The 20,323-nt window shown below is 66.8% G+C and carries 23 protein-coding genes; 8 read left to right on the top strand and 15 right to left on the bottom strand.

Annotation, left to right across the window (positions count from 1 at the left end):
• Positions 1 to 20: 20 nt before the first annotated feature.
• From JQT59_RS16765 to JQT59_RS16740, 6 genes are all read right to left on the bottom strand, one after another.
• Positions 21 to 971, bottom strand: a complete 951-nt coding sequence (locus JQT59_RS16765) for a hypothetical protein (protein WP_213577038.1) — start codon at positions 969 to 971, stop codon at positions 21 to 23.
• 33 nt (positions 972 to 1,004) lie between these two features.
• Positions 1,005 to 2,105: a succinyldiaminopimelate transaminase gene (gene dapC, locus JQT59_RS16760; protein WP_109331902.1), complete on the bottom strand. Its 1,101-nt coding sequence runs from the start codon at positions 2,103 to 2,105 to the stop codon at positions 1,005 to 1,007.
• 2 nt (positions 2,106 to 2,107) lie between these two features.
• Positions 2,108 to 2,431: a ferredoxin gene (gene fdxA, locus JQT59_RS16755; protein WP_213577037.1), complete on the bottom strand. Its 324-nt coding sequence runs from the start codon at positions 2,429 to 2,431 to the stop codon at positions 2,108 to 2,110.
• Positions 2,432 to 2,529: 98 nt separating this feature from the next.
• A complete protein-coding gene (locus JQT59_RS16750; protein ID WP_213577036.1) occupies positions 2,530 to 3,297 on the bottom strand; it encodes a hypothetical protein in 768 nt (255 codons plus the stop codon).
• A complete protein-coding gene (locus JQT59_RS16745; RefSeq protein WP_249354627.1) occupies positions 3,294 to 5,867 on the bottom strand; it encodes a bifunctional FO biosynthesis protein CofGH in 2,574 nt (857 codons plus the stop codon). The genes JQT59_RS16750 and JQT59_RS16745 overlap by 4 nt, the downstream gene beginning before the upstream one ends.
• 100 nt (positions 5,868 to 5,967) lie before the next feature.
• Entirely contained in the window at positions 5,968 to 6,153 is a 186-nt protein-coding gene (locus tag JQT59_RS16740; protein ID WP_213577035.1) for an Rv3202a family protein, read from the bottom strand.
• Positions 6,154 to 6,235: 82 nt separating this feature from the next.
• Here JQT59_RS16740 and JQT59_RS16735 point away from each other — a divergent pair, with 82 nt between their 5' ends.
• Genes JQT59_RS16735 through JQT59_RS16725 form a run of 3 tightly spaced genes read left to right on the top strand, consistent with a single transcriptional unit; the run spans position 6,236 to position 8,972 of the window.
• Positions 6,236 to 6,739, top strand: coding sequence for a PH domain-containing protein (locus tag JQT59_RS16735; protein ID WP_213577034.1), 504 nt, complete (start codon positions 6,236 to 6,238; stop codon positions 6,737 to 6,739).
• Entirely contained in the window at positions 6,736 to 8,274 is a 1,539-nt protein-coding gene (locus JQT59_RS16730) for a PH domain-containing protein (protein WP_213577033.1), read from the top strand. Before JQT59_RS16735 ends, JQT59_RS16730 begins: the two co-directional genes overlap by 4 nt.
• Positions 8,259 to 8,972 carry a uracil-DNA glycosylase gene (locus tag JQT59_RS16725; RefSeq protein ID WP_213577032.1) on the top strand — a complete coding sequence of 238 codons (714 nt, stop codon included), beginning with the start codon at positions 8,259 to 8,261 and terminating at the stop codon, positions 8,970 to 8,972. Before JQT59_RS16730 ends, JQT59_RS16725 begins: the two co-directional genes overlap by 16 nt.
• Positions 8,973 to 9,003: 31 nt before the next feature.
• Here JQT59_RS16725 and JQT59_RS16720 read toward each other — a convergent pair whose 3' ends face one another.
• Positions 9,004 to 9,837: a uroporphyrinogen-III synthase gene (locus JQT59_RS16720; protein ID WP_213577031.1), complete on the bottom strand. Its 834-nt coding sequence runs from the start codon at positions 9,835 to 9,837 to the stop codon at positions 9,004 to 9,006.
• Positions 9,838 to 9,876: 39 nt separating this feature from the next.
• On the opposite strand from JQT59_RS16720, the gene JQT59_RS16715 reads away from it, so the two are divergent.
• Positions 9,877 to 10,248, top strand: a complete 372-nt coding sequence (locus tag JQT59_RS16715) for a VOC family protein (RefSeq protein WP_109331918.1) — start codon at positions 9,877 to 9,879, stop codon at positions 10,246 to 10,248.
• A gap of 27 nt (positions 10,249 to 10,275) precedes the next feature.
• Here the strand turns inward: JQT59_RS16715 and JQT59_RS16710 are convergent, their stop codons facing one another.
• From JQT59_RS16710 to typA, 5 genes are all read right to left on the bottom strand, one after another.
• Entirely contained in the window at positions 10,276 to 10,686 is a 411-nt protein-coding gene (locus JQT59_RS16710; protein ID WP_213577030.1) for a hypothetical protein, read from the bottom strand.
• A 14-nt stretch (positions 10,687 to 10,700) separates the two neighbouring features.
• Positions 10,701 to 10,859 carry a hypothetical protein gene (locus JQT59_RS16705; protein ID WP_204164781.1) on the bottom strand — a complete coding sequence of 53 codons (159 nt, stop codon included), beginning with the start codon at positions 10,857 to 10,859 and terminating at the stop codon, positions 10,701 to 10,703.
• A gap of 120 nt (positions 10,860 to 10,979) precedes the next feature.
• Positions 10,980 to 11,858 carry an N-acetyl-1-D-myo-inositol-2-amino-2-deoxy-alpha-D-glucopyranoside deacetylase gene (gene mshB / locus JQT59_RS16700; protein ID WP_213577029.1) on the bottom strand — a complete coding sequence of 293 codons (879 nt, stop codon included), beginning with the start codon at positions 11,856 to 11,858 and terminating at the stop codon, positions 10,980 to 10,982.
• Complete coding sequence (locus JQT59_RS16695) at positions 11,855 to 13,675, bottom strand: ABC transporter family substrate-binding protein (RefSeq protein WP_213577028.1); 1,821 nt, start codon at positions 13,673 to 13,675, stop codon at positions 11,855 to 11,857. Before JQT59_RS16695 ends, mshB begins: the two co-directional genes overlap by 4 nt.
• A 122-nt stretch (positions 13,676 to 13,797) precedes the next feature.
• Positions 13,798 to 15,705 carry a translational GTPase TypA gene (gene typA, locus JQT59_RS16690; protein ID WP_109331922.1) on the bottom strand — a complete coding sequence of 636 codons (1,908 nt, stop codon included), beginning with the start codon at positions 15,703 to 15,705 and terminating at the stop codon, positions 13,798 to 13,800.
• A gap of 334 nt (positions 15,706 to 16,039) precedes the next feature.
• On the opposite strand from typA, the gene JQT59_RS16685 reads away from it, so the two are divergent.
• Positions 16,040 to 16,216 (top strand): hypothetical protein, encoded by a 177-nt coding sequence (locus tag JQT59_RS16685; RefSeq protein WP_201453443.1) that lies wholly within the window; start codon positions 16,040 to 16,042, stop codon positions 16,214 to 16,216.
• Between the two features lie 26 nt (positions 16,217 to 16,242).
• Here JQT59_RS16685 and JQT59_RS16680 read toward each other — a convergent pair whose 3' ends face one another.
• Positions 16,243 to 16,623, bottom strand: a complete 381-nt coding sequence (locus JQT59_RS16680) for a (deoxy)nucleoside triphosphate pyrophosphohydrolase (RefSeq protein WP_213577799.1) — start codon at positions 16,621 to 16,623, stop codon at positions 16,243 to 16,245.
• 58 nt (positions 16,624 to 16,681) lie between these two features.
• On the opposite strand from JQT59_RS16680, the gene JQT59_RS16675 reads away from it, so the two are divergent.
• Positions 16,682 to 16,966: a 4a-hydroxytetrahydrobiopterin dehydratase gene (locus tag JQT59_RS16675; protein WP_213577027.1), complete on the top strand. Its 285-nt coding sequence runs from the start codon at positions 16,682 to 16,684 to the stop codon at positions 16,964 to 16,966.
• On the opposite strand, the gene JQT59_RS16670 is transcribed toward JQT59_RS16675, so the two are convergent.
• Positions 16,914 to 18,218, bottom strand: a complete 1,305-nt coding sequence (locus tag JQT59_RS16670; protein WP_213577026.1) for a mannosyltransferase — start codon at positions 18,216 to 18,218, stop codon at positions 16,914 to 16,916. The genes JQT59_RS16675 and JQT59_RS16670 overlap by 53 nt on opposite strands.
• Positions 18,219 to 18,574: 356 nt before the next feature.
• Here JQT59_RS16670 and JQT59_RS16665 point away from each other — a divergent pair, with 356 nt between their 5' ends.
• Both JQT59_RS16665 and JQT59_RS16660 read left to right on the top strand, forming a co-directional pair.
• Entirely contained in the window at positions 18,575 to 19,318 is a 744-nt protein-coding gene (locus JQT59_RS16665; RefSeq protein WP_109331925.1) for an Rv1157c family protein, read from the top strand.
• A gap of 101 nt (positions 19,319 to 19,419) precedes the next feature.
• Positions 19,420 to 19,758 carry a hypothetical protein gene (locus tag JQT59_RS16660; RefSeq protein WP_213577025.1) on the top strand — a complete coding sequence of 113 codons (339 nt, stop codon included), beginning with the start codon at positions 19,420 to 19,422 and terminating at the stop codon, positions 19,756 to 19,758.
• A gap of 3 nt (positions 19,759 to 19,761) precedes the next feature.
• On the opposite strand, the gene JQT59_RS16655 is transcribed toward JQT59_RS16660, so the two are convergent.
• A complete protein-coding gene (locus tag JQT59_RS16655; RefSeq protein ID WP_213577024.1) occupies positions 19,762 to 20,244 on the bottom strand; it encodes a MarR family winged helix-turn-helix transcriptional regulator in 483 nt (160 codons plus the stop codon).
• Positions 20,245 to 20,323: the final 79 nt, after the last annotated feature.

Raw genomic sequence — 20,323 nt, 5'->3', positions numbered from 1 at the left:
CCACGCTGGAGGTCAAGTGTTCACCGAAGATCCCGGACCGCCTGCTTCGCTTCGTCCATCCGCTGTTCGGCCCGGTCGAGTTCCCGTTCCGTCCGACGCACGCTCTCCGCCGACGCCTTCTCGGCGTTCCGGGTGAACTGTCGTTCCTGCTCAGCGTGTTCGAGTTCCGCGCGCAACTCCTCGATGCGCCGGTCGATCTCCGCCAGCGTCGAGCGCGCCTGTTCGAGTTCCGACCGTGCACTGCTCAGCGCGCCCCGGATTTCCTCCGCCTGCGACGTGGCCTCGGCGAGCTCCGTCTTTGCAGCCGCCCGCTCGGCGTCGCGCTTGCGCGCCTCCGACTTCGTGTCCTTCCGGGATGCCGACTTCGGCTTGGACTCGGTAGCCGATTTCGGCTTGGACTCGGTCGTCGACTTCGCGGACGAACCCCCGTCCGACGCGGTCGGGCTCGCCGATTTCTCGCTCTTCTTCGCAAGCTTCTCCGAAACGACACTCAGTCCGGCCGGGCCGAAACCGCTGTAACTCGCAGCAGTCACCATCCGGCCGAGCCGAACCTGATCCGCCGTGCCGGAATCGGCGAGCGCCGCTGTGAGCGTCTGCCCCACCTCGCGTAAAGCGTCTTCACCGACCTGCCGCCCGCGCTCGGCCGCAATGTCCCCCGCCCGGCGAGCCAGGGCGCTCACTGCCTGCTGCCGTTGGGCGGACAGTTTCCGAAGGTCCGGCCCCGACAGATGGCGTTGGGCGTCCCGAAGCGCCTCACCCAACTGCAAAAGCGCGCCCACCTCCTCCGGCAACTCGCGCGAGAGTAGGTTGACCAGCCACCCCACCGTTGTCGGTTTCCGCAGCTTCCCGATTGCGCTGGCCATCGCACGATCCCCGGTCTCGCGGGCCGCTTCCACCCTGGCAGTGCGGGCCGAGACGAACTCACCAGGGTCGAGGCCATACAACTCGTCGGCGACATCGTCCAGGTTCACGGACACAATCCTGTCACCGCAAACCACCGCACCTCAGCGCAACCGCTCGGCCGCCGCCTCGATCCGCTCGTCACTGGCAGTCAAGGCAATCCGCACATGCGTGCCGCCGCGGGGACCGTAGAACTCCCCCGGGGCGACGAGAATGCCGCGGTCGGCGAACCACTCGACGGTGTCGCGGCACGACTCACCGCGGGTGGCCCAGATGTAGAGCCCGGCCTCGGAATCGTCGACGGTGAATCCGGCACCCCGTACTGCGGCGAGGAGGATGTCGCGGCGACGACGATAGCGCTCGCGCTGCTCGTTCTCGTGCTCGTCGTCGGACAGCGCGGCTGTCATCGCCGACTGGATGGGCAGTGGCACCATCATCCCAGCGTGCTTGCGCACCTCGAGGAGTTCGGCAACCAGCACGGGATCACCGGTGACGAATCCGGCGCGGTAGCTCGCGAGATTCGACGTCTTCGACAGGGAGTGCACGGCGAGCAAGCCGGTGAGATCGCCGTCGTTCACCCGCTCGTCGAGGATCGACAGCGCCTCACCCTCCCAGGTAAGTCCCAGGTAGCACTCGTCGGAGACGACGAGGGCGCCGCGCCGCCGCGCCCAGTCGACCACCTTGCGCAGATGTTCGAGGCCCAGCACCTTACCGGTGGGGTTGGACGGCGAATTGACGAAGATGAGGGACGCAGCCTCCGGCCCCAACCGGTTGAGCCCGTCGGCGCGGATCACGCGGGCACCCGCGAGAAGCGCCCCCACCTCGTACGTGGGATACGCGAGTTCCGGAATGACCACCAGGTCGTCGGACCCGAGCCCGAGGAGGCTGGGCAGCCACGCGATCAGTTCCTTGGTACCGATGGCGGGGAGCACCGAAACCGGATCGATCCCGGCGATCCCGTACCGGCGTTTCAGCGACTCGACGGCAGCGACACGCAACTCCTCCGTACCGTGCGTCGTCGGATATCCGGGGACGGCCGCGACCGCGGCCAGCGCCTCCTGGATGATCGGCGCAACGGGATCGACGGGCGTGCCCACCGACAGGTTGACGATGCCGCCCGGGTGCGCGAGTGCTTTCGCCTTGGCCGACTCGAGTGAGTCCCAGGGAAAGTCGGGCAGTGCCTTGGCTACCGAGATACGCGGCACATCTAGTCCTCGCCCATGGGCGGCAACGCCTTGATGAACGGCGGGTCGAAATCGACCTTGCCCAACTTTGCTGCGCCACCGGGGGATCCGAGGTCGTCGAAGAAATCGACGTTGGCGGCGATATAGCCGTTCCACTGTTCCGGGACGTCGTCTTCGTAGAAGATTGCTTCTACCGGGCAGACAGGTTCACAGGCACCGCAGTCCACACACTCGTCGGGATGGATGTAGAGCATCCGCCCGCCCTCGTAGATGCAGTCGACAGGGCACTCCTCGATACATGCCTTGTCCAACACATCTACGCACGGTTCAGCAATCGTGTAGGGCACTGCCGCTCTCCCTGCCTTTCTGACGCCACCAACGAGCTGCGGAAGACCCGCAGAAGACCCTATTATCCCCTGCCCGGACTCCCACTTTTCGCTGAGGGTTACCTGACCCGGCGCAGTCCTGGGGTAAGCGCCGCGTGGGAGCTGATCCACTGCTCACCCTGCTTCGCCGCCCGCGCCAGCGCTCCCCGTTCACCGAGATACGCGGCCACCACACCGATCACCGGCACGTTGCCGAGCAGAGAGTAGGTGCGACCCGGCCCCGGCCGTTGATCGAGCTCGGTGGTGAGTGCACGCAGCGTGCGGGCCGTGCGCCACAAGACGCCCATCAGTGCGAACGGACGCCACGACGACTCCCCTGGGACGGGACCGGGCTCGTCACCCTCGGCAGACAGGGCGCGAGCATCGGCGTCACGCCGGCACAGCACCGACGCCAGTAGCTCCACCTGCTCGGCCCGCTCGGTCACACCGTGCTCCCGCGCAACGGCGACGAGTACGAGAGCCTGGTTCGCGAACCCGAGCAGGTCTCGGATGGGCAATCGGTTCAGGAGAACGCCGAACATGCCCGGGAACGCGACCGCGACCGTGTTGAGTGCCCCGATGCGCGTCACCCACCACCGAGCGCGTTCGTCGTCGCTTGCCTTCTCCCACGAAGCCGTTCCCGGGAACTGGATGGTGTCCAGCACCCAGGCGATGCCGTCGAGCAGGGCTTCTGCGGCGCTGCGCTCCTCCGGTGTCGGGACGAACGTCCGGCCCTTGATCCCGAACGGGTCCGTCAGTGCCAGATCGAGCACAGGGTTGATGCCGCGCGCGGCCCGATCCAGTATCGCGACGACCTTGTCGTCTCCGAGCCGATCCGTATCGCTCATGCTGCGGGTGACCTTCCTTCGCGTCGGGCGTGGGTGGTGGTGCGTTCGCGTGCCGGGCGGTCGATGCCCTCGGCGATGGCCCGTAGTTCGGCGACGGTCTTCTCGGAACCGTGCTCGGACCCCGCCATCCGGGAGATGGTTTCCTCCATCAGGGTGCCGCCGAGATCGTTGGCACCGCCCTGCAACATCACCTGAGTACCCGTGACACCGAGCTTGACCCAACTGGTCTGAATGTTCGGGATCCGCCCGTGCAGCATGATCCTTGCCAGGGCATGGACGGCGCGGTTGTCGCGGTTGGTCGGGCCCGGCCGCGAGGCACCCGCGAGATACAGCGGCGCGCTCTGATGCACGAACGGCAACGGCACGAACTCGGTGAAACCACCGGTCCGGTCCTGGATCCCGCGCAGCACCCGCAGATGCCCCACCCAGTGCTTCGGGTTGTCGACGTGGCCGTACATCATCGTCGAACTCGACCGCAGCCCCACCTCGTGCGCCGTGGTGACCACCTCGACCCAGGTGGCCGTGGGCAACTTCCCCTTGGTCAGCACCCAACGGACCTCGTCGTCGAGGATCTCCGCCGCCGTGCCCGGAATCGTGTCCAGACCCGCCTCCCGCAACTCGGTGAGCCAGTCCCGGATGCTCTGCCCACCCTTGGCGGCACCGTTGACGATCTCCATCGGAGAGAACGCATGCACGTGCATCGACGGCACCCGCGCCTTCACCGCCCGCACCAGATCGGCGTACCCGGTGACCGGCAGCTCCGGGTCGATGCCACCCTGCATGCACACCTCGGTGGCCCCGGCGACGTGCGCCTCCCACGCCCGGTCCGCGACCTCGGACGTCGACAGGGTGAACGCATCCGCATCACCCTTGCGCTGCGCGAACGCGCAGAACCGGCAGCCGGTGTAGCAGATGTTGGTGAAGTTGATGTTCCGGTTCACCACGTAGGTGACCTCGTCCCCGACGGCCTCCTTGCGGAGGGCGTCGGCCAGCGCCACCATCGCCTCGAGACCCGGCCCCTCGGCGGTGGCCAGGGCCAGGTACTCGTCGTCGGTGCATCCGGCCGGATCGCGTTCGGCGCTGCGCAACGCCGCGAGGACATCGGTGTCCACCCGCACCGGGCCACTGAGTTCGAGGACCTGCTCACGGACGGTCTCCCAGTCCCCGAACGCACTGCCCAGATCGCTTCGGGTGTCGGTGTTGCGGCCGTCGGTGTCGATTCCGGTGTGCAGATCCACCCGCCCGGTCGACTCCCACGACTCGTCCGGCTCCTGCCACGGCAATCCGACCGGGATCGTGTCCGGCCGGGCCAACCCGGTGTCCGGCTCGGCGAGGGCCTGCACGTGCCCGAGGATCCGCGGATCGATCCACGGCGAGCCGGCGAGCACGAACTGCGGCTGCGCCGCCGTGCGCTCGGTGAGCACGAACCCGGCCTGCGCGGTGATCTCGGCCAGGGTGTCCAGATTCGGCCACGGGCGTTCGGGGTTCACATGGTCGGGGGTCAACGGCGACACCCCACCCCAGTCGTCGACACCGGCACCGAGCAACGCGGCGCATTCGGTGTTCGAGACCAGGTTGGGCGGCGACTGGATCCGCATCCCCGGACCCAGCAGCAGCCGCGATACCGCAATGGACGCCAGGAATTCCTCGAGACCGGCATCGGGGGCATCGCGCATCGCGGTATCCGGTTTGGCCAGGAAGTTCTGGATAATCACTTCCTGGATGTGCCCGAACGCCTTGTGCGATTTGCGGATCGCCATGATCGACTCGGCCCGCTCGCGCACGCTCTCGCCGATGCCCACCAGAATTCCCGTCGTGAACGGCACGTTCAACCGCCCGGCGTCGGTGAGCGTGCGCAGCCGCACCGCCGGATCCTTGTCCGGGCTGCCATAATGGCATTCGCCCTTGTCGGTGAACAACCGGGTGGCCGTGGTCTCGAGCATCATCCCCATCGAGGGCGCCACCGGCTTGAGGCGGGAGATCTCTTCCCAGTTCATCACCCCGGGATTGAGGTGCGGCAGCAGCCCGGTCTCCTCGAGCACCCGGATCGACATGGCCCGCAGGTAGTCGAGCGTCGAATCGTAGCCGCGCTCGTCGAGCCACTGCTTGGCCTCGGGCCACCGATCCTCGGGACGATCTCCCAAGGTGAACAAGGCCTCCTTGCACCCCAGTTCCGCGCCCCGGCGGGCGATCTCGAGCACCTCGTCCGGCTCGAGATACGCACCCCGGCCCTCGGCCCGCAGCTTGCCCGGCACGGTCACGAACGTGCAGTAATGGCACTTGTCGCGGCACAACCGCGTCAACGGAATGAACACCTTGCGTGAATACGTGACCGCCCCGGGTCTGCCCGCCGCCAGCAACCCCGCATCGCGCACCTTCGCCGCCGACGCACACAGATCGACCAGATCGTCGCCACGCGCCTGCAACAGAACAGTGGCCTCGTCGACATTCAACGTCGCGCCGTCCCGGGCACGCCGCAACACACGCCGCATAGCCGAGGCAGAAGGTGCCGCTTCCTGCACCGATGCGCCAGTCGAGGTCGCAGCTGGAATACCCGGTATGGGAAGCATGGTGGGCCGGCCGGTCTCTTCACCTGAATGGGTCACCCAGCGATCATGCGCCACCCACTCGCGCACGTGCCACCCAGACTCCCCCGAGCGGCCGGTATCGCTATTCGCGCGGATAGTCTTCGTCGTCCGGGACGACTCGGCTCTGCTCCGCGGCATCCGCCTCGTTCACTTCCAAGGACGACACCTCTTGTACCTCGTCAGTGGGCTCGTCGTCGACGGCCAGATCCTGCTCCAAACGGTCGGCCTCGGGAACCTCCGGAGAGTTGGCCGCATCGAATGACGTCATGTCTGCGCTCCTTTCGCTTCGGGGGTCCTCTCACGATAGGTCTGTTCTCGACAGAATGCCGGTGCACGGCCAAAGTAGGGGCATGAGTGCGCCCGCTACCGTCACCATGGCCGATCCGCTGTGGCGGCCCAGCCCCCGAGCCAGGCAGCTGTGGGCCATCAACGCCGCACTCTTGTGGCTCCCGGTCTTCGCCCTCCAGGCGGTGGGTGCCTTCGTCGGCAGCTGGTGGCCGACCTGGGCTCAGATCAGCGTTGCAGCGGTCACTGTCGTCCTCGCCCTGTCGCATGTCACCGTCGTTCCGTTCTGGCGCTATCGCGTGCATCGCTGGGAGATCAGCGACACCGCCGTATACACGCGCACCGGGTGGTTCACGCAGGAACGGCGCATCGCCCCGATCTCCCGGGTGCAGACGGTCGACACCGAACGCGGGCCGATCGACCGCATGCTCGGTCTCGCCACGGTCACCGTGACCACGGCGTCGTCGGCCGGTGCGGTCAAGATCACCGCCCTCGACCAGGACACCGCAGATCGCACCGTGGCCCAGCTCACCGAGATCGCCGGAACCAACGTCGGCGACGCCACATGACTGCGCCGCCGCCCGGAGTCGCGCCTCCCCTCGCGCACGGCGAGGCCGCGGCCGCTGCCGAGGCAGAACAACCGTGGCTCCGCCTGGATCGGCGGATGCTGCTGGTCCACCCGGTGAGCGAGTTCGTGAAGCTGCTGCCCGTGCTGCTGCTGTCGCTGGTCGTCGGCAGCCAGAGTGGTAACCACGTGTGGGGTCTGATCGCGGTGGCGGCGTTCGTGACACTCGGCCTCTCGCGCTGGTTCACCACGAGCTACCGCATCGGTCCCGTCCACGTGCAATTGAGGCAGGGACTTTTCCGCAAACGACTCCTCTCCATTCCCCGAAACCGCATCCGCTCGGTGGATGTCGAAGCGGGAGTGCTGCATCGCCTGCTCGGATTGTCGATCGTCCGGATCGGCACGGGACAACAGGTCGGTTCCAAACCGGACGCGGCGAAGTTCGAACTCAATGCCCTCTCCGCCGCCCTCGTACCGGATCTGCGCACCGCACTGCTCTCCCACACACCCGAAACAGTGCCCGGACCCGGCACGATCGCCGCCGAGCGTCCCGTACACGAGATCGGGCACTGGAGGCCCTCCTGGGTTCGATACGCCCCGTTCTCCGTGACGGGCGTGGTCACCATCGGCGCGATCGTCGGCATCGCATTCCAGTACGGGTTCGCCCGCGAGATCGCACGGTCCTCGACGGTGACCGAAGGTATCGAATCGGCCGAGCGGCTCGGTATCGCGCTCGTGGTGGTCTTCGGAGTCGTCGTACTCCTGATCGCTGCCAGTGCACTGGCATGCATTCGCTATCTCCTGGCGTACGGCAACCTGACGCTCACCGACAACGGACGGACACTGCACGTCAGCCACGGACTCCTGAAAACACGGCAGACGACGCTCGACCGTGCACGGTTGCGGGGCACGACCCTGAAAGAGCCGTTGCTTCTCCGGCTGGCCGGCGGTGCCCGGCTCGACGCCGTCATGACCGGGGTCAGCGCCGAGAAACACGAGTCCTCGCTTCTGCTTCCCCAGGCGCCGCGCCGTGAAGCCGAACGGGTGATGGCCACGGTGATCGGAGACAGTCGTCAAGCCGCGGTCGCACTGAGACCGCACGGAGCTGCCGCACGACGGCGGCGCTTCACGAGGGCTCTGATCCCGGCGGGTGTCGCACTGCTCGCCGCGCTCGTCCTTACGGCGGACGGCCGGCCGGTGATCTGGCCCGTGTGGGCAGGAATCGGGGTCGCCATGGTCGCCGGAGCCGCCCTCGCCTGGGACCGGTACCGCGGGCTCGGCCACGCAGTTCTTCCCGGTTGGCTGATCACCCGCAGCGGCTCCCTCGACCGGGCCCGCGACAGCCTCGAGGCGAACGGCATCATCGGTTGGACCGTCCGCCAGACGTTCTTCCAACGCCGGTCGGGGGTGGCCACCGTCATCGCCGCCACCCCCGCGGGCACCGGAAAGTACCTCGTGATCGACCTCCCCGCCGATCAGGCGTGGACTCTCGTCGAGTCCGTGACTCCAGGCGGAGGTGACGTGTGGGCGCGCCGCTGAACGATCTTGCGCGTCTCGACGCCGAACTCGTCGACTGCCGCGCCTGCCCACGTCTGGTGGAGTGGCGAGAAAAGGTGGCCCTCGAGAAGCGCGCCGCCTACCGGAACGAAACATACTGGGGCCGACCCGTTCCGGGATTCGGACCACCCGACGCCGCCATGCTGATCGTCGGACTCGCTCCTGCCGCCCACGGCGGAAACCGGACGGGGCGGATGTTCACCGGCGACCGCAGCGGAGACTTCCTCTACGCGGCGCTGCATACCGTCGGTCTGGCAAGTCAGCCGACCGCCACGCACATCGGTGACGGCCTCGAACTGTTCGGCACCAGGGTGACGGCACCCGTGCACTGCGCGCCGCCCGACAACAAACCCACGCCTGTGGAACGGCAGACCTGCCGTCGCTGGCTCGACGCCGAATTGAAGATCCTGCAGCCGCGGCTGCGCTCGGTGATCGTGCTCGGCGGATTCGGCTGGCAGGCACTGCTGCCCGTGCTGGAGGACGCCGGATGGGTCGTCCCGCGACCCCGCCCGAAGTTCGGCCACGGCGCCCACGTCGAACTCGCCGGCCGGACCGGTCCTCTGCACCTGTTCGGGTGTTACCACGTCAGCCAGCAGAACACCTTCACCGGCCGGCTCACCCCCGCGATGCTCGAGTCGGTGCTCTCCGACGCCGCACATGCGGCCGGGTTGATGGGGTGATCCCGCCCGTTCGTGCGACACCCGGAGGGTGCTACCGCCGGTTCGGCAGTTCCTCGATGATGTATTTGGCCATGCTGCCCAGCCGTGAGCGGGCGGGTTGCATAGTGTCGACACCGAGCACGGTGAGAGGCGACGCCGTTACCGAGCCGACGCATATCGCGGCCACCGGCCCGTTGAACGCGCGGACGAGAGCGTCGACGCGTCCGACGTCCTTCGCAGTGCTCAGCAGCGAGGACACCGCCGGCGCGCTGGTGAAGGTGACCGCGTCGACGTCACCACCGGCGATGCCGTCGACCAGCGCCCGCAGGGGTCGTTGATCGACGGGCCGTATCCACCGGTACACCGACACCGCGGTGGTCCGCGCGCCCGCCTCGGCCAGGGAGACACTCAAGTCGGTGATCGGTTCCCACTCCGTGATCGTGCCGTGTAGTTGGACCGCAACGTGTAGCCCCCTCACTCCCTCGGCGATGAGGTGTTGCGACACTTCCTCGGACGACTCCGTCTCCGGCGACCACTCCTCCCGCAGGCCCGCACCGCGTACGGCGCCCTTGGCTTTGGGACCGCGGGTGATGATGCGTGCCGAGCTCAACGCGCTGACGAGGGCCTCGTCGTTACCCCAGGCGCGTGCGGCGTCCATCCACCCTCGGAAGCCGACGGCCGTGCTGATCACGACGAGGTCCGGCGGAGAGGTGATGATGTCGGCCGTTCGTGCTTTCAGATCGGAGTCGTCGACCAACGGCAGCACATGGATGGCAGGTGTGTGCGTCACGGTGGCACCGTGACGTTCGAGCAGCGTGACGAACTCCGCGGCTCGGCGTTCGGCGGTGACGGCGATGGTCAGTCCCGCAAGTTCATCGTTCGACATTGTCCCAGTGTGACGGACGTTCCGGCTTATGCTGACGAGATGATCACTGCCGTGCACACGCTCGTCTATGCCGACGACGCCGAAGCTGCCCGCGATTTCTTCCGCGACGTGCTGGGCTGGGACCACGTGGACGCGGGAGGCGGCTGGCTCATCTTCCGCACGGGCCCGTCCGAGATGGGCGTGCATCCCACCTCGGACGACCGCGGCGGGGAGCCGTGGTCGACGCAGCCTCACCATGAGATTTCGCTCGTCTGCGACGACATCGAGGCGACGGTTGCCGAGTTGAAGGCGAAGGGCGCCGAGTTCACCCGCGACGTTCGCGACGAGGGATACGGCTTGACCACCGCGCTGAGAATTCCCGGCGCCGGCGAGATGATGGTGTATCAGCCGCAGCACCCGGTCGCGTACTGAAGGTCGGGTACCGAGAGGTCCAGACGCTCAGGCAGGAACTGGGGACGTGGGCGGCAGCGGCGACCCGACCTTCCAGAGATATGCGGCAGGCGGAATCAACGCGCCGAGAAATAGCAGCAGGGTCCACACGGACGCGAGCAGGAGGACGTCGCCGCCCGGCCCGCCGAGCATGCAGAGCAGGAACCCCACGATCCACCCGACGAGTGGGAGGGCTGCGGCGCCCACCCGGCCGGTCGCGGACCGCGCTGCGATCACCAGTGCCACATTGACCGCTCCGGCGACGAGGATGCTCACCGGGAACGGCGTCGCCCCGAGGTACAGCGGGAGAAAGAGTACGGCGAGGACAGCACACAAAAGGCCGTCGAACACCAGCAGGGCAAGGGTGGCCCTTGCCAGAACGTCCGTATGTTCACGTTTTTCTGCGGTGCCGACGGCCATGTGTCAATAGTGGATCAGGGGACCGGCGGGTAGCCGAGCAGGGTCAGCAAGTGACTCTGCATGTCGGCAAATCCATACAGCACGCTGTAGTACAGCTCGCGCTGAGCGGGCCATGACGGCTTCAGCGTGTCGACGAACGCCACTATGGCGTTCTGAACATCCCAGTTGTACATCGAAGACCTCTCCTGACGGGCGTCACACGGACTCGGACTGAGCCGCTGCGTGATGTGCGCCACAGTGTAATACGTAATGCGAGTCACAGTTAAGTGCGGTCGTGCCCGGCACCGCAGAGGTCAGAGTTCTACACCGGCGAAGAGGTCACGCTCACGACCACGGTCGTCGACCTCCCCCGACCGACCACGGGCCAGCACGAAGTGTTCCTCCGGAAGGATCGGCTGGGCGACGGCGTTGGAGAGCGCGAACTCGGCACCTCCGGGCGCCACCGTCACCTGCGTGGCATGGGCCGCGAGTGCGGCCTGCTTGGCGTCCAGCACCGCCTGCACGTCGATCACCGTGGTGACCTGGGAGTCGGGCACGCTCGGTAGTTCGCCGGGCTCGGGCAGTCGCCATCCTTCGGGGAGGTCGCCGATTCGGCAGATCCCCGGTTCGAGCGCGCTCGCCTCGGTGACCGTCCAGTACAGCTTGGCCACCGGCCACGGTTCACCGGCGTCGGGAAATGTCGTCGTCCCCGACGCCTCCACCGCTGCCTCCGTGAGGCGATGCGCCTGGATGTGGTCGGGGTGCCCGTAGCCGCCGTGCTCGTCGTAGGTGACGACGACGTGCGGTCGCAGCTCCCGGATGACCGCCACCAAGGCTGCGATCGCCGTTTCTTTGTCGGCGTTGACGAAGGCGCGCGGATGGGCTGCCGAGGGCGTACCCGCCATTCCCGAATCGCGAAAGTGCCCCGCCCCCAACAGGAACCGTGGCCGTCCGGCGCCGAGAATCGACAGTGCAGACCTCAGTTCGCCGATCCGGTATCCGCCGAGCTGATCGGCGGCACCGGCAACGAGCCCGGCCCACTCGTCCCCGATCACCTCGCCTTCCTCACCCAGCGTGCAGGTCAGGACGTGTACCTCGACACCCTCGGCGGCGTAATGTGCGATGGTGCCACCGGTGGTGATCGTCTCGTCGTCGGGATGGGCATGGATGAAGAGAAGGCGTCGATCGGTCATTCCTCGATCCTGCTCCAACCGGCCGCGTCACTGAAAATTCCTACCGGCACAGCGCCCGACAGCGACACTCCCTCGACGCCCGGCCCTACCGCCACCAACGTGCGGTCCTGCATGATCGGCAGCACGGCAGCAAGATCCCACAGTCGGCGATCTGCGTCGGCCAGAGCCTGGGATACGTCACCCGCACCGCGCAACGCGGCGTCGATCGCGGGCTGCAGCGACGGGTCACACACGCCGGACAGATTGGACGGCGCTTCCGCCTCTGCGGCGGAATTCCCTTCCGGTGCAGCCCCTTCGGCTCGAGCTGGCGTGTTCGTCGCTGCGGCGGGCGGGCAACTGTGCCGGGAGGCCAGCGCGGTTGCCGGATCGGAACCGTCGCGGGACCATCCGACGACGGCGCCGATCTCGCCGCTCGTCAACGCTTCTCCGTACAACTCTTCCGCGGGTATGGATTGCACACTGGCGTCCACTCCGGCACCACGCAGTTGGTCGGCAGCCGTGTTCGCGACAGCACTGGCGGTGTCATCCCCCTCCGGAGTTCCGATGACTAGCGAGAGCGGCACGCCACCGCGGACGAGCCTCGCCTGCGGCACGGTTGCGGCGGGATCGGGAGTGGGCGCGGCAATGTCGGAGACATAGCCGTACTCCGCGAGCTGCGCCAGCACCTGTTCGCGGGACGGGCGCGCGGGGGCGGTAGCGGTGTATCCCGGGTCGGACGGGGCGTACACCTGCGAGCGGGTGGGAACGGCGGCCGCTTCGCTTCCCGCCCCGACGACCGCCAGAAGGTCGGTATCGAGCAAGTCCAGCAGACTCCGCCGCACCCGGACGTCCGCGAGTTCGGGCACCCGTCCGTTGAGGGTCAGCGACAGCCCTCGCGGCTGGAACGACGCACCCGTGCGCACGGTCGGGATCGCCGCGAGTTGCGCGGAAGTGGCTGTGCCGCCGTGAATCTGCACGATCTGCGTGTCGTTGTTGCGCATCGAGTCGGCGAGCTGCGCGGGGGTTCCGTCACGCCGCATGAGTATCTGGTCCGGGGTCGCCGGCTTGTCCCAGAATCGATCGTTACGTTCGAGCAGAATTTCGTCGCGACCGCGGTCGATGTTTTTGATGTGGAAGTGTGCGCCCGACACCGGAATGTTCTCGGACAGCCCGGTGGCGAATCCCCCCGGCGAATCCTTGATCAGGTGCGACGGCAGGAGGTCGGTGAACAGCTCTCGCCACGCCGGGTACGCGGACTTCATCACCACGTTCACGGTCTTGCCACCGCCCGACGACCGCACGTCCTCGATGAGTTGATAGCCGGCCGGGTCGACGGCTCCCGGGGCGCTGATCATCTGCTGCCACAGGTAGCGGAAATCCTCCGCGGCGATGGGCGCACCGTCGGACCATTGCGCTTCGTTGCGCAACTGATAGGTGATGGTGAACGGTTCCTGCGACGAGACCTCGGCGGACATCACGAGCGAGGTATCGGGGATCCAGTTACTGCCGCCCACACGCTGCGGGTCGGGAACCGGGCGGAACGGACTCGGGAGGACGAGTGCACTGACGGCGGAGTTCGCCGGCGACTGATCCGACAGGAGATGCGGGTTGAATCCACTGCCGACGTCGTCGATGGCCACCACGACGGGCTGCTTCTCCGTGGGTGAGACGGTGGGTTTGGGGCTGTCGGTGCTCTCGACGGGAGGCGGCGGGTCGGCCGTACACGAGGTGAGGACCGTCGTGGACACTGCGAGAAACACCGCGGTGGTCACGAGCCCGTTGCCACGCCTTCGACGCCGAACTCCCCACGCCCTGTCGATCGAACCCCCAGAAACCACCGCGCCGCCTTTCCTCAGAGATACCGGAAGGCTCCGGAAACCCTCGGGCGAATGTACCTTCGGTCGGCGATCGACCGAAGGTACATTCGCCCGGTTGTGTCTTACGTGGTCGGACGCGGGACCTACAGGGCCGCCTTGTCGCGGGCCTTGGAACGCGAACGCTCACGGGCGCGGTCGGTGGCAGACAGGTGCACCTTGCGCACCCGCACGACCTCCGGGGTGACCTCGACGCACTCGTCGCCGGCGCAGAACTCCATCGCGCCCTCGAGTTCGAGCTTGATGGGCTTGGCGAGGGTCTCCATCACGTCGGCGGAGGACTGACGCATGTTGGTCAGCTTCTTCTCGCGGGTGACGTTGATGTCGAGGTCCTCCTGGCGCGGGTTGATACCCACGACCATGCCCTCGTAGGTATCGGCGCCGGGCTCGACGAAGAAGGTGCCGCGATCGGCCAGCTGGATCATCGCGAACGGGGTGACGGTGCCGGTGCGGTCCGAGACGAGCGAACCGGTGTGGCGTGCCCGGATCTCGCCGGCCCACGGTGCATAACCGTGGAACACCGCATTGGCGATGCCGGTGCCGCGGGTCTCGGTGAGGAAGTCGGTGCGGAAACCGATGAGCCCACGCGACGGGACGATGAACTCCATCCGAACCCAGCCTGCGCCGTGGTTCGCCATCTGGACCATCTTGCCCTTGCGGTTGGCCAGCAGCTGGGTGATGGCACCGAGGTACTCCTCGGGGCTGTCGATGGTGAGCTCCTCGAAGGGCTCGTGCACCTTGCCGTCGACCTGACGGGTGACCACCTGCGGCTTGCCGACGGTCAGCTCGAAGCCTTCGCGGCGCATCTGCTCGACGAGAATGGCGAGCGCGAGTTCACCACGGCCCTGCACCTCCCAGGCGTCGGGGCGACCGATGTCGAGGACCTTGAGCGAGACGTTGCCGACGAGCTCCTGGTCGAGGCGGGACTTCACCATGCGGGCGGTGAGCTTGTGCCCACTGACCCGGCCGACGAGCGGCGACGTGTTGGTGCCGATGGTGACCGAGATGGCGGGCTGGTCGACGGTGATCCGAGGCAGCGGGACAGGGTTCTCCAGATCGGCGAGCGTGTCACCGATCATGATGTCGGGGAAACCGGCGACGGCGACGATGTCGCCGGCAACCGCCCTCTCGGCAGGCTGACGCTCGACACCCTTGGTCGCGAGCAATTCGGTGATCTTGGCCTTGGTGACGACGGGCTCGCCGTCCACCTCACGGCACCAGGAGACGGTCTGCCCCTTGGTCAGCTCGCCGTTGTGGATGCGCACCAGCGCGAGGCGGCCCAGGAATGCGGACGCGTCGAGGTTGGTGACGTGAGCCTGCAGTGGCGCGTCGACGTTGCCCTTGGGTGCAGGAACGTAGTTCAGAAGCACGTCGAACAGGGCGTCGAGGTTCTCGGCGTCCGGTGCGTGACCGTTCTCGGGTTGACTCTTGGACGCCTTGCCCTCACGGCCGGAGGCGTAGAGGACCGGGAGGTCGAGAGCGAGTTCGGCGGCTTCCGCGGCCTCGTCGTCGAGGTCCGAGGCGAGGTCGAGAAGCAGGTCGTGACTCTCGGATACGACCTCTTCGATGCGGGCATCGGGGCGGTCGGTCTTGTTGACCACGAGGATCACGGGCAGCGAGGCGGCGAGGGCCTTGCGGAGCACGAACCGAGTCTGCGGCAGCGGGCCCTCGGAGGCGTCGACGAGCAGGACGACACCGTCGACCATGGACAGGCCGCGCTCGACCTCACCACCGAAGTCGGCGTGGCCCGGGGTGTCGATCACGTTGATCACGGTGACGCTGCCGTCGGCATGGTGCTTGTGGACGGCAGTGTTCTTCGCGAGGATGGTGATGCCCTTCTCGCGCTCGAGGTCGCCGGAGTCCATGACGCGATCGACCAGCTCGGCGCGCTCCTCGAAAGCCCCCGATTGGCGCAGCATGGCGTCGACGAGAGTGGTCTTGCCGTGGTCGACGTGTGCGACGATGGCAACGTTACGGAAGCTGGTGATGGTCACGCGATGGCTCTCCTGGCTGAGTTGATTCGGCCACGCGAAAGTTCACTCGCACGACCTTCTGGCGGCCGCATTGTCATCCTGATTCAGAAATCCCTCGTCGAGGCGATGGCAAAATCGCTCATACAGGCATCGCGGCCACGTAAATACTACCCGCCCGCGGCCCGGTTCCGCGCATCGCGGACGTCGAGGGGCATCAGGCACCAGCGTAAAGTGATCTGCGCCACGCAGTGTGCGAGCCGGTCCCAGGTCGGCAGCCGACGAAGTCGCGGCCACGCTAGCCTGGGTCGAGCGTCGCATCCGGTGTTCCGTCAGAGCTAGGGAGGCCGAGCCGAGCATGGGCAAGATCAAGGCCACCGAGGTCTCGGGCCTCAAGCCGAAGAAGAAGTGCTGCCGCAGCAAGAAGCGTTGCCTCAAGTGCCCGGTGGTCATCATGCGGATGAAGAAGCTCGAGAACGAAGGCGCCTCCAAGAAGGAACTGAAGAAGGGCCTCGTGAAGGCCCGTAAAACCTGAGCCGGCGGCCCGATCGATCGTTGTTCTCAGTTTCCACTGTCGAGGTACGGACGCAGGTCCGGCACCCATCCCTGATCGTTGCCGACCAGGTCGATCTCCCCGAGCTCGCGGCCGTTCACCCATCGCACCTCGGCATGGTCGAGCGCGGACGGTGTTCCCGACACCAGGTCCACCCGGTAGGCGCGGAGCACGCGCCCGTCGGGAAGGGGCACGTCGTCCCCTACCCTCGTGCCCCCTGCCACCTCGACGCCGAGTTCTTCTCGCAGTTCCCGCCGGAGGGCGTCCTCGGCCGTCTCCCCTGCTTCGGCCTTGCCGCCCGGCAGTTCCCACAGGCCCGCCAGCTCGGGCGGTCGCGTCCGCTGGGCGAGTAGGAGGCGTCCGTCGACGATGATCGCCGCAGCCACCACTTCGCCGTTGTTCGTGGCGGGTCTTGCAGGTTCCGTCGACACCGCACCATCATGGGGTATGGCCGAGTTGCTGTCAGATGGAAGTATCGATGCCGGACTCGCCGGACTGCCCGAGTGGCGGCGCACCGGCGACTCCCTGGTCCGCACCATCGAGTCGCCGAGCTTCATCGACGCGATCGAACTGGTTCGCAAGGTCGCCGCGGCCGCCGAGGCCGCCAACCACCATCCCGACATCGACATCCGGTGGCGCAAGGTCACCTACACCTTGTCGACCCACTCGGCCGGGGGGATCACACAGCTCGATCTGGATCTCGCTGCACAGATCGACGTGCTGGCAGGGTAGGCGTCAGCTTCGCCCGCCTGCCCGCCCACGCAATCCAGGCATACACGGCGAATGCGCCCACAACGTCGACGGTGCCGAGCCACGCGAGCACCGCAGGCCGTGAGATGAGCCAGATCGAGTCCTGAAAGAAGCTCAGGACCCACGGCACCCCGATCAGCGTCGTGACGAGCCAGTACCCCGCGACGACCCGGGTACCGAGCATCGACCCGTAGGGGCCGTGAAGAAGCCAGATCAGCATCGGGATCACCCATACCCAGTGGTGTGACCACGAGATCGGGGACACGAGCAGTCCCAGCAGCTCCACGACGACGAGTGTGCCCAACCTGTCGTCGCGGGCGAGGGCGCGCCACGCGAGCACTGCGAGGACCACGGTGAGCGCGACGCCCACCACCCAGACCGCACCCGTTCCGACGTCGTACCCGAGCAGCCTCGACAATGCCCCGCGCAGAGATTGGTTCCATACCGAACCGACCGGACCGATGCGATCTGCGTCCCCGAGGAGGTGGGTGAAGTACTCGCGGGCCTCGGAACCGACCAAGAGATAACTGAGGCCGACGGTCGCCCCGAAGGCGACGCCCGAGAAGACCGCCGCTTTCCACCTGCGCTGGAGCAGGAAGTACAGCCCCGTGATGGCCGGGGTCAGTTTGATGCCCGCCGCGAAGCCGACGAGCGCACCCGACAGCCACCACCGTGAACTACGTACCGCAGTCATCACGAGCAAGGCGAGGAAGACATTGATCTGCCCGTAGTCGAGTGTGGTGCGCACCGGCTCCAGCCAGACGCCCACCGTCGTCCACAGAAGTGCCACCGTCCGCCAGTAAGGTCGACGGGCCGCCGCGCCGAGCACGAGACTCAAACTCATGCGGGCCAACGCATACAGCGCGAGGATGGTGAGCAACTGCCAACAGACGCCGACCAGGGTGAACGGCAGGAAGTGCAGGGGAAAGAAGACGAGCGCCGCGAAGGGTGGGTATGTGAACGGCAGTGGAAAGTCCGGTGTCACTTCCGAATAGGTGAAGTCGTACAGGTTGCCACCGCCGAGAGCCTCCGAACCGTCGACGTAGACGTGTAAGTCGACGAGGTTCATCCCGTTGGGGCTCAGCAGTGTCCACGCCATCCGTCCGAGCACCGACAACGCGAGAAGCACAGGCGCCCAGCGCAACAGCACCCGACTCCCGGAAACACGTTGCGACGAGGGAGAAGAGGGGTCCTCGGAGTCCGCTCCGCCGTCGGACGCTGCTTGGTCGGACACAGTGTGGCGCTCTCCCGTGAGGTGTGTAGACGCTTCAGCCGATCCCGAAACGGTCCCGCACAGCGTAGACGCACGGCCACACACGCTCCGCTCTGTCCGTAGCAGCGCGTAACAGTTGCATCACCATCAACACTGATCACACCAGCCACAGGCTATGGTTCCGGGAAGGATCACCGCCGGGGTCACCATGCCATACACTCCCACCGGGGCGCCGCAGCTACCACGGGATGCACTCGTCAGCTGTACAACCCGGGGGCGCTGTACATAGAGTGGCCCCCCGAGCCGTAAGACGTGGATTGGATTGTCGTTCACGCTGTTATGACAAGGATGGGGAGACTGTGCTTCGAACCCGAGGTATGCGCAGGGCATTTACTGCTTTCGCAATTGCCGCAGCAGCAGCGATGGCAGTGCCGGTACAGGTATCCGCGCAGCCGACGCCGCCGCCCGTGCCCGAGGGCATGCCTGTGGAGATGCTCGCATCGTTCGCTCCCGCGATCATCGGCGCAGCCGCTGGTACCGAAGACATCGCTGCAGGCCCGCAGGCCGAGCTTCTCGCGCAGGCACGCAACCTTCTCGAGTCTCCCGGCATTCCTCCCGAGATCAAGTCCACCCTCGAGCGCGTCATCACGTTCCTCGACGGAAGCGGTGGCGGCGGCCCCGAAATTCCGCAGGACAACGCACCCGTCATCGCCCAGTTCCTGTACCCGACGCTCGGTAAGGGCTGCATCGGAGAGGGCGCCGATTCCGTCGGCACCGCACTCGCCGTGCCCGGACCCGCGCAGCTCCCGCCGCCCGGACCTGCGGCCGGACAAGCCGGCTTCGTGTTCACCGCGCTCGGAACCAGTGCGGTCGCTGCCGAGCAGCCCAATCCGCTGACCGTCACGTGGATCAACCTGGACAACCAGCGCCGCGAGACGCAGAACCTCACCAACGAGGCGCGCATCAATCCTGACGGCCCTGCCACCCTGTCCGCGATTGCCGACACCGGCCCCGGTCGCGTCATCGCCGTCATCTCCGGCGGACTCACCACTCAGAAGGAAGGGGCGGCACCCATCACGTGCAGCTTCCTCCCGACCGTGGGTATGTTCCGCGTCGCATAGCAGTTCGACTTCGCGAAAGGCCCCCGGAAGTCCGGGGGCCTTTTTCGTCGGTCCGGGCCCGATCACCGTGTGCCGACGAGACCAGCGTGGTAGACCGAGGAATGCCCTCCAAGCACTCGTTCCGCCGTTCTCGGCACGCCCACCGATCGATACTGTCGATTCGCTCGGAAGGGTCCATCCTCTCGATCGGGTCGGCCTACTCGGTTCTGTCGATCGGCAGCGTCGGCTCGGTCCTGTCGATCGGGTCGGCTGTCTCGATCGGGTCGGTGCTGAGCACGGGCTCGTTCGCCAGCCTGGGCTCTGCCCTGTCCGGACTCTCGGGCTGGTCCCTGATGTCCTGGCGGGGATGGCACGAGTCACCTCAGGAGCATCCCCAACTCACGGTCATCGCAGAAGAACCGGACCTTGCCCGGGACGCGACCGCGCACGTGCAGTCCTGAGCGCTACGACCCCAGCCGCCCTTCCCTCGACCGGCGGGGCCAGCTCCGGCCTTCCAAATTCTCTACCTCCGCGTTGAACTTCGACAGCAGTCGACGCAACTCTTCACGATCGCCGTCGCTCCATCCGCCGATCACCCGTTCCACGCCGCTACGACTCAGCTGTCGATCACTGCGCAGGTGCTCGAGCCCGAGATCGGTGGCCTGCACCTTCCGCGCCAGTCCCCCGTCGGGATCGGGAACGCGCTCGACCAGTCCTCGCCGCAGCAGTGCCCCGATCTGCCTGTTGATCGTCGAGATGTCGAGGCGGAACGCCTCCGAAAGCTCTTTGAGAGTGACCGGATGCTCCAGTTCGAGGCGGCTGAGCAACAGGTAGGCCGAGCGATCGATCTGCAATCCCGCCCGTTGGGAATGCACGTAGTGCCTCGACAACAAGGTCAGCTCGTTCTCGATGTCGGCCGTCACCGCCTCGCGATCGGACACCGTCACCTCCAGAAGTTTTCTTCATCCTGCCCGATCGACGGCGTTGTGCACCATACACACGATGTGTAGGGTACACATCTCTGGT

Source organism: Rhodococcus sp. USK13, assembly GCF_018343855.1.
GTDB classification, from domain to species: domain Bacteria; phylum Actinomycetota; class Actinomycetes; order Mycobacteriales; family Mycobacteriaceae; genus Rhodococcus_F; species Rhodococcus_F oxybenzonivorans.
The sequence above is the reverse complement of the archived record's forward strand: the minus strand, read 5'-3'. Positions and strand labels throughout refer to the sequence as shown.

Coding starts and splice junctions, on each gene's coding strand:
- mshB (WP_213577029.1), bottom strand. CDS start 11,858: ATGACCGATCGACGCCTTCTCTTCATCCATGCCCATCCCGACGACGAG.
- JQT59_RS16745 (WP_249354627.1), bottom strand. CDS start 5,867: ATGCTTCCCATACCGGGTATTCCAGCTGCGACCTCGACTGGCGCATCG.
- JQT59_RS16685 (WP_201453443.1), top strand. CDS start 16,040: ATGGGCAAGATCAAGGCCACCGAGGTCTCGGGCCTCAAGCCGAAGAAG.
- JQT59_RS16750 (WP_213577036.1), bottom strand. CDS start 3,297: ATGAGCGATACGGATCGGCTCGGAGACGACAAGGTCGTCGCGATACTG.
- JQT59_RS16735 (WP_213577034.1), top strand. CDS start 6,236: ATGAGTGCGCCCGCTACCGTCACCATGGCCGATCCGCTGTGGCGGCCC.
- JQT59_RS16675 (WP_213577027.1), top strand. CDS start 16,682: ATGGCCGAGTTGCTGTCAGATGGAAGTATCGATGCCGGACTCGCCGGA.
- JQT59_RS16665 (WP_109331925.1), top strand. CDS start 18,575: ATGCGCAGGGCATTTACTGCTTTCGCAATTGCCGCAGCAGCAGCGATG.
- JQT59_RS16740 (WP_213577035.1), bottom strand. CDS start 6,153: ATGACGTCATTCGATGCGGCCAACTCTCCGGAGGTTCCCGAGGCCGAC.
- JQT59_RS16710 (WP_213577030.1), bottom strand. CDS start 10,686: ATGGCCGTCGGCACCGCAGAAAAACGTGAACATACGGACGTTCTGGCA.
- JQT59_RS16715 (WP_109331918.1), top strand. CDS start 9,877: ATGATCACTGCCGTGCACACGCTCGTCTATGCCGACGACGCCGAAGCT.
- JQT59_RS16705 (WP_204164781.1), bottom strand. CDS start 10,859: ATGTACAACTGGGATGTTCAGAACGCCATAGTGGCGTTCGTCGACACG.
- JQT59_RS16660 (WP_213577025.1), top strand. CDS start 19,420: ATGCCCTCCAAGCACTCGTTCCGCCGTTCTCGGCACGCCCACCGATCG.
- JQT59_RS16720 (WP_213577031.1), bottom strand. CDS start 9,837: ATGTCGAACGATGAACTTGCGGGACTGACCATCGCCGTCACCGCCGAA.
- JQT59_RS16730 (WP_213577033.1), top strand. CDS start 6,736: ATGACTGCGCCGCCGCCCGGAGTCGCGCCTCCCCTCGCGCACGGCGAG.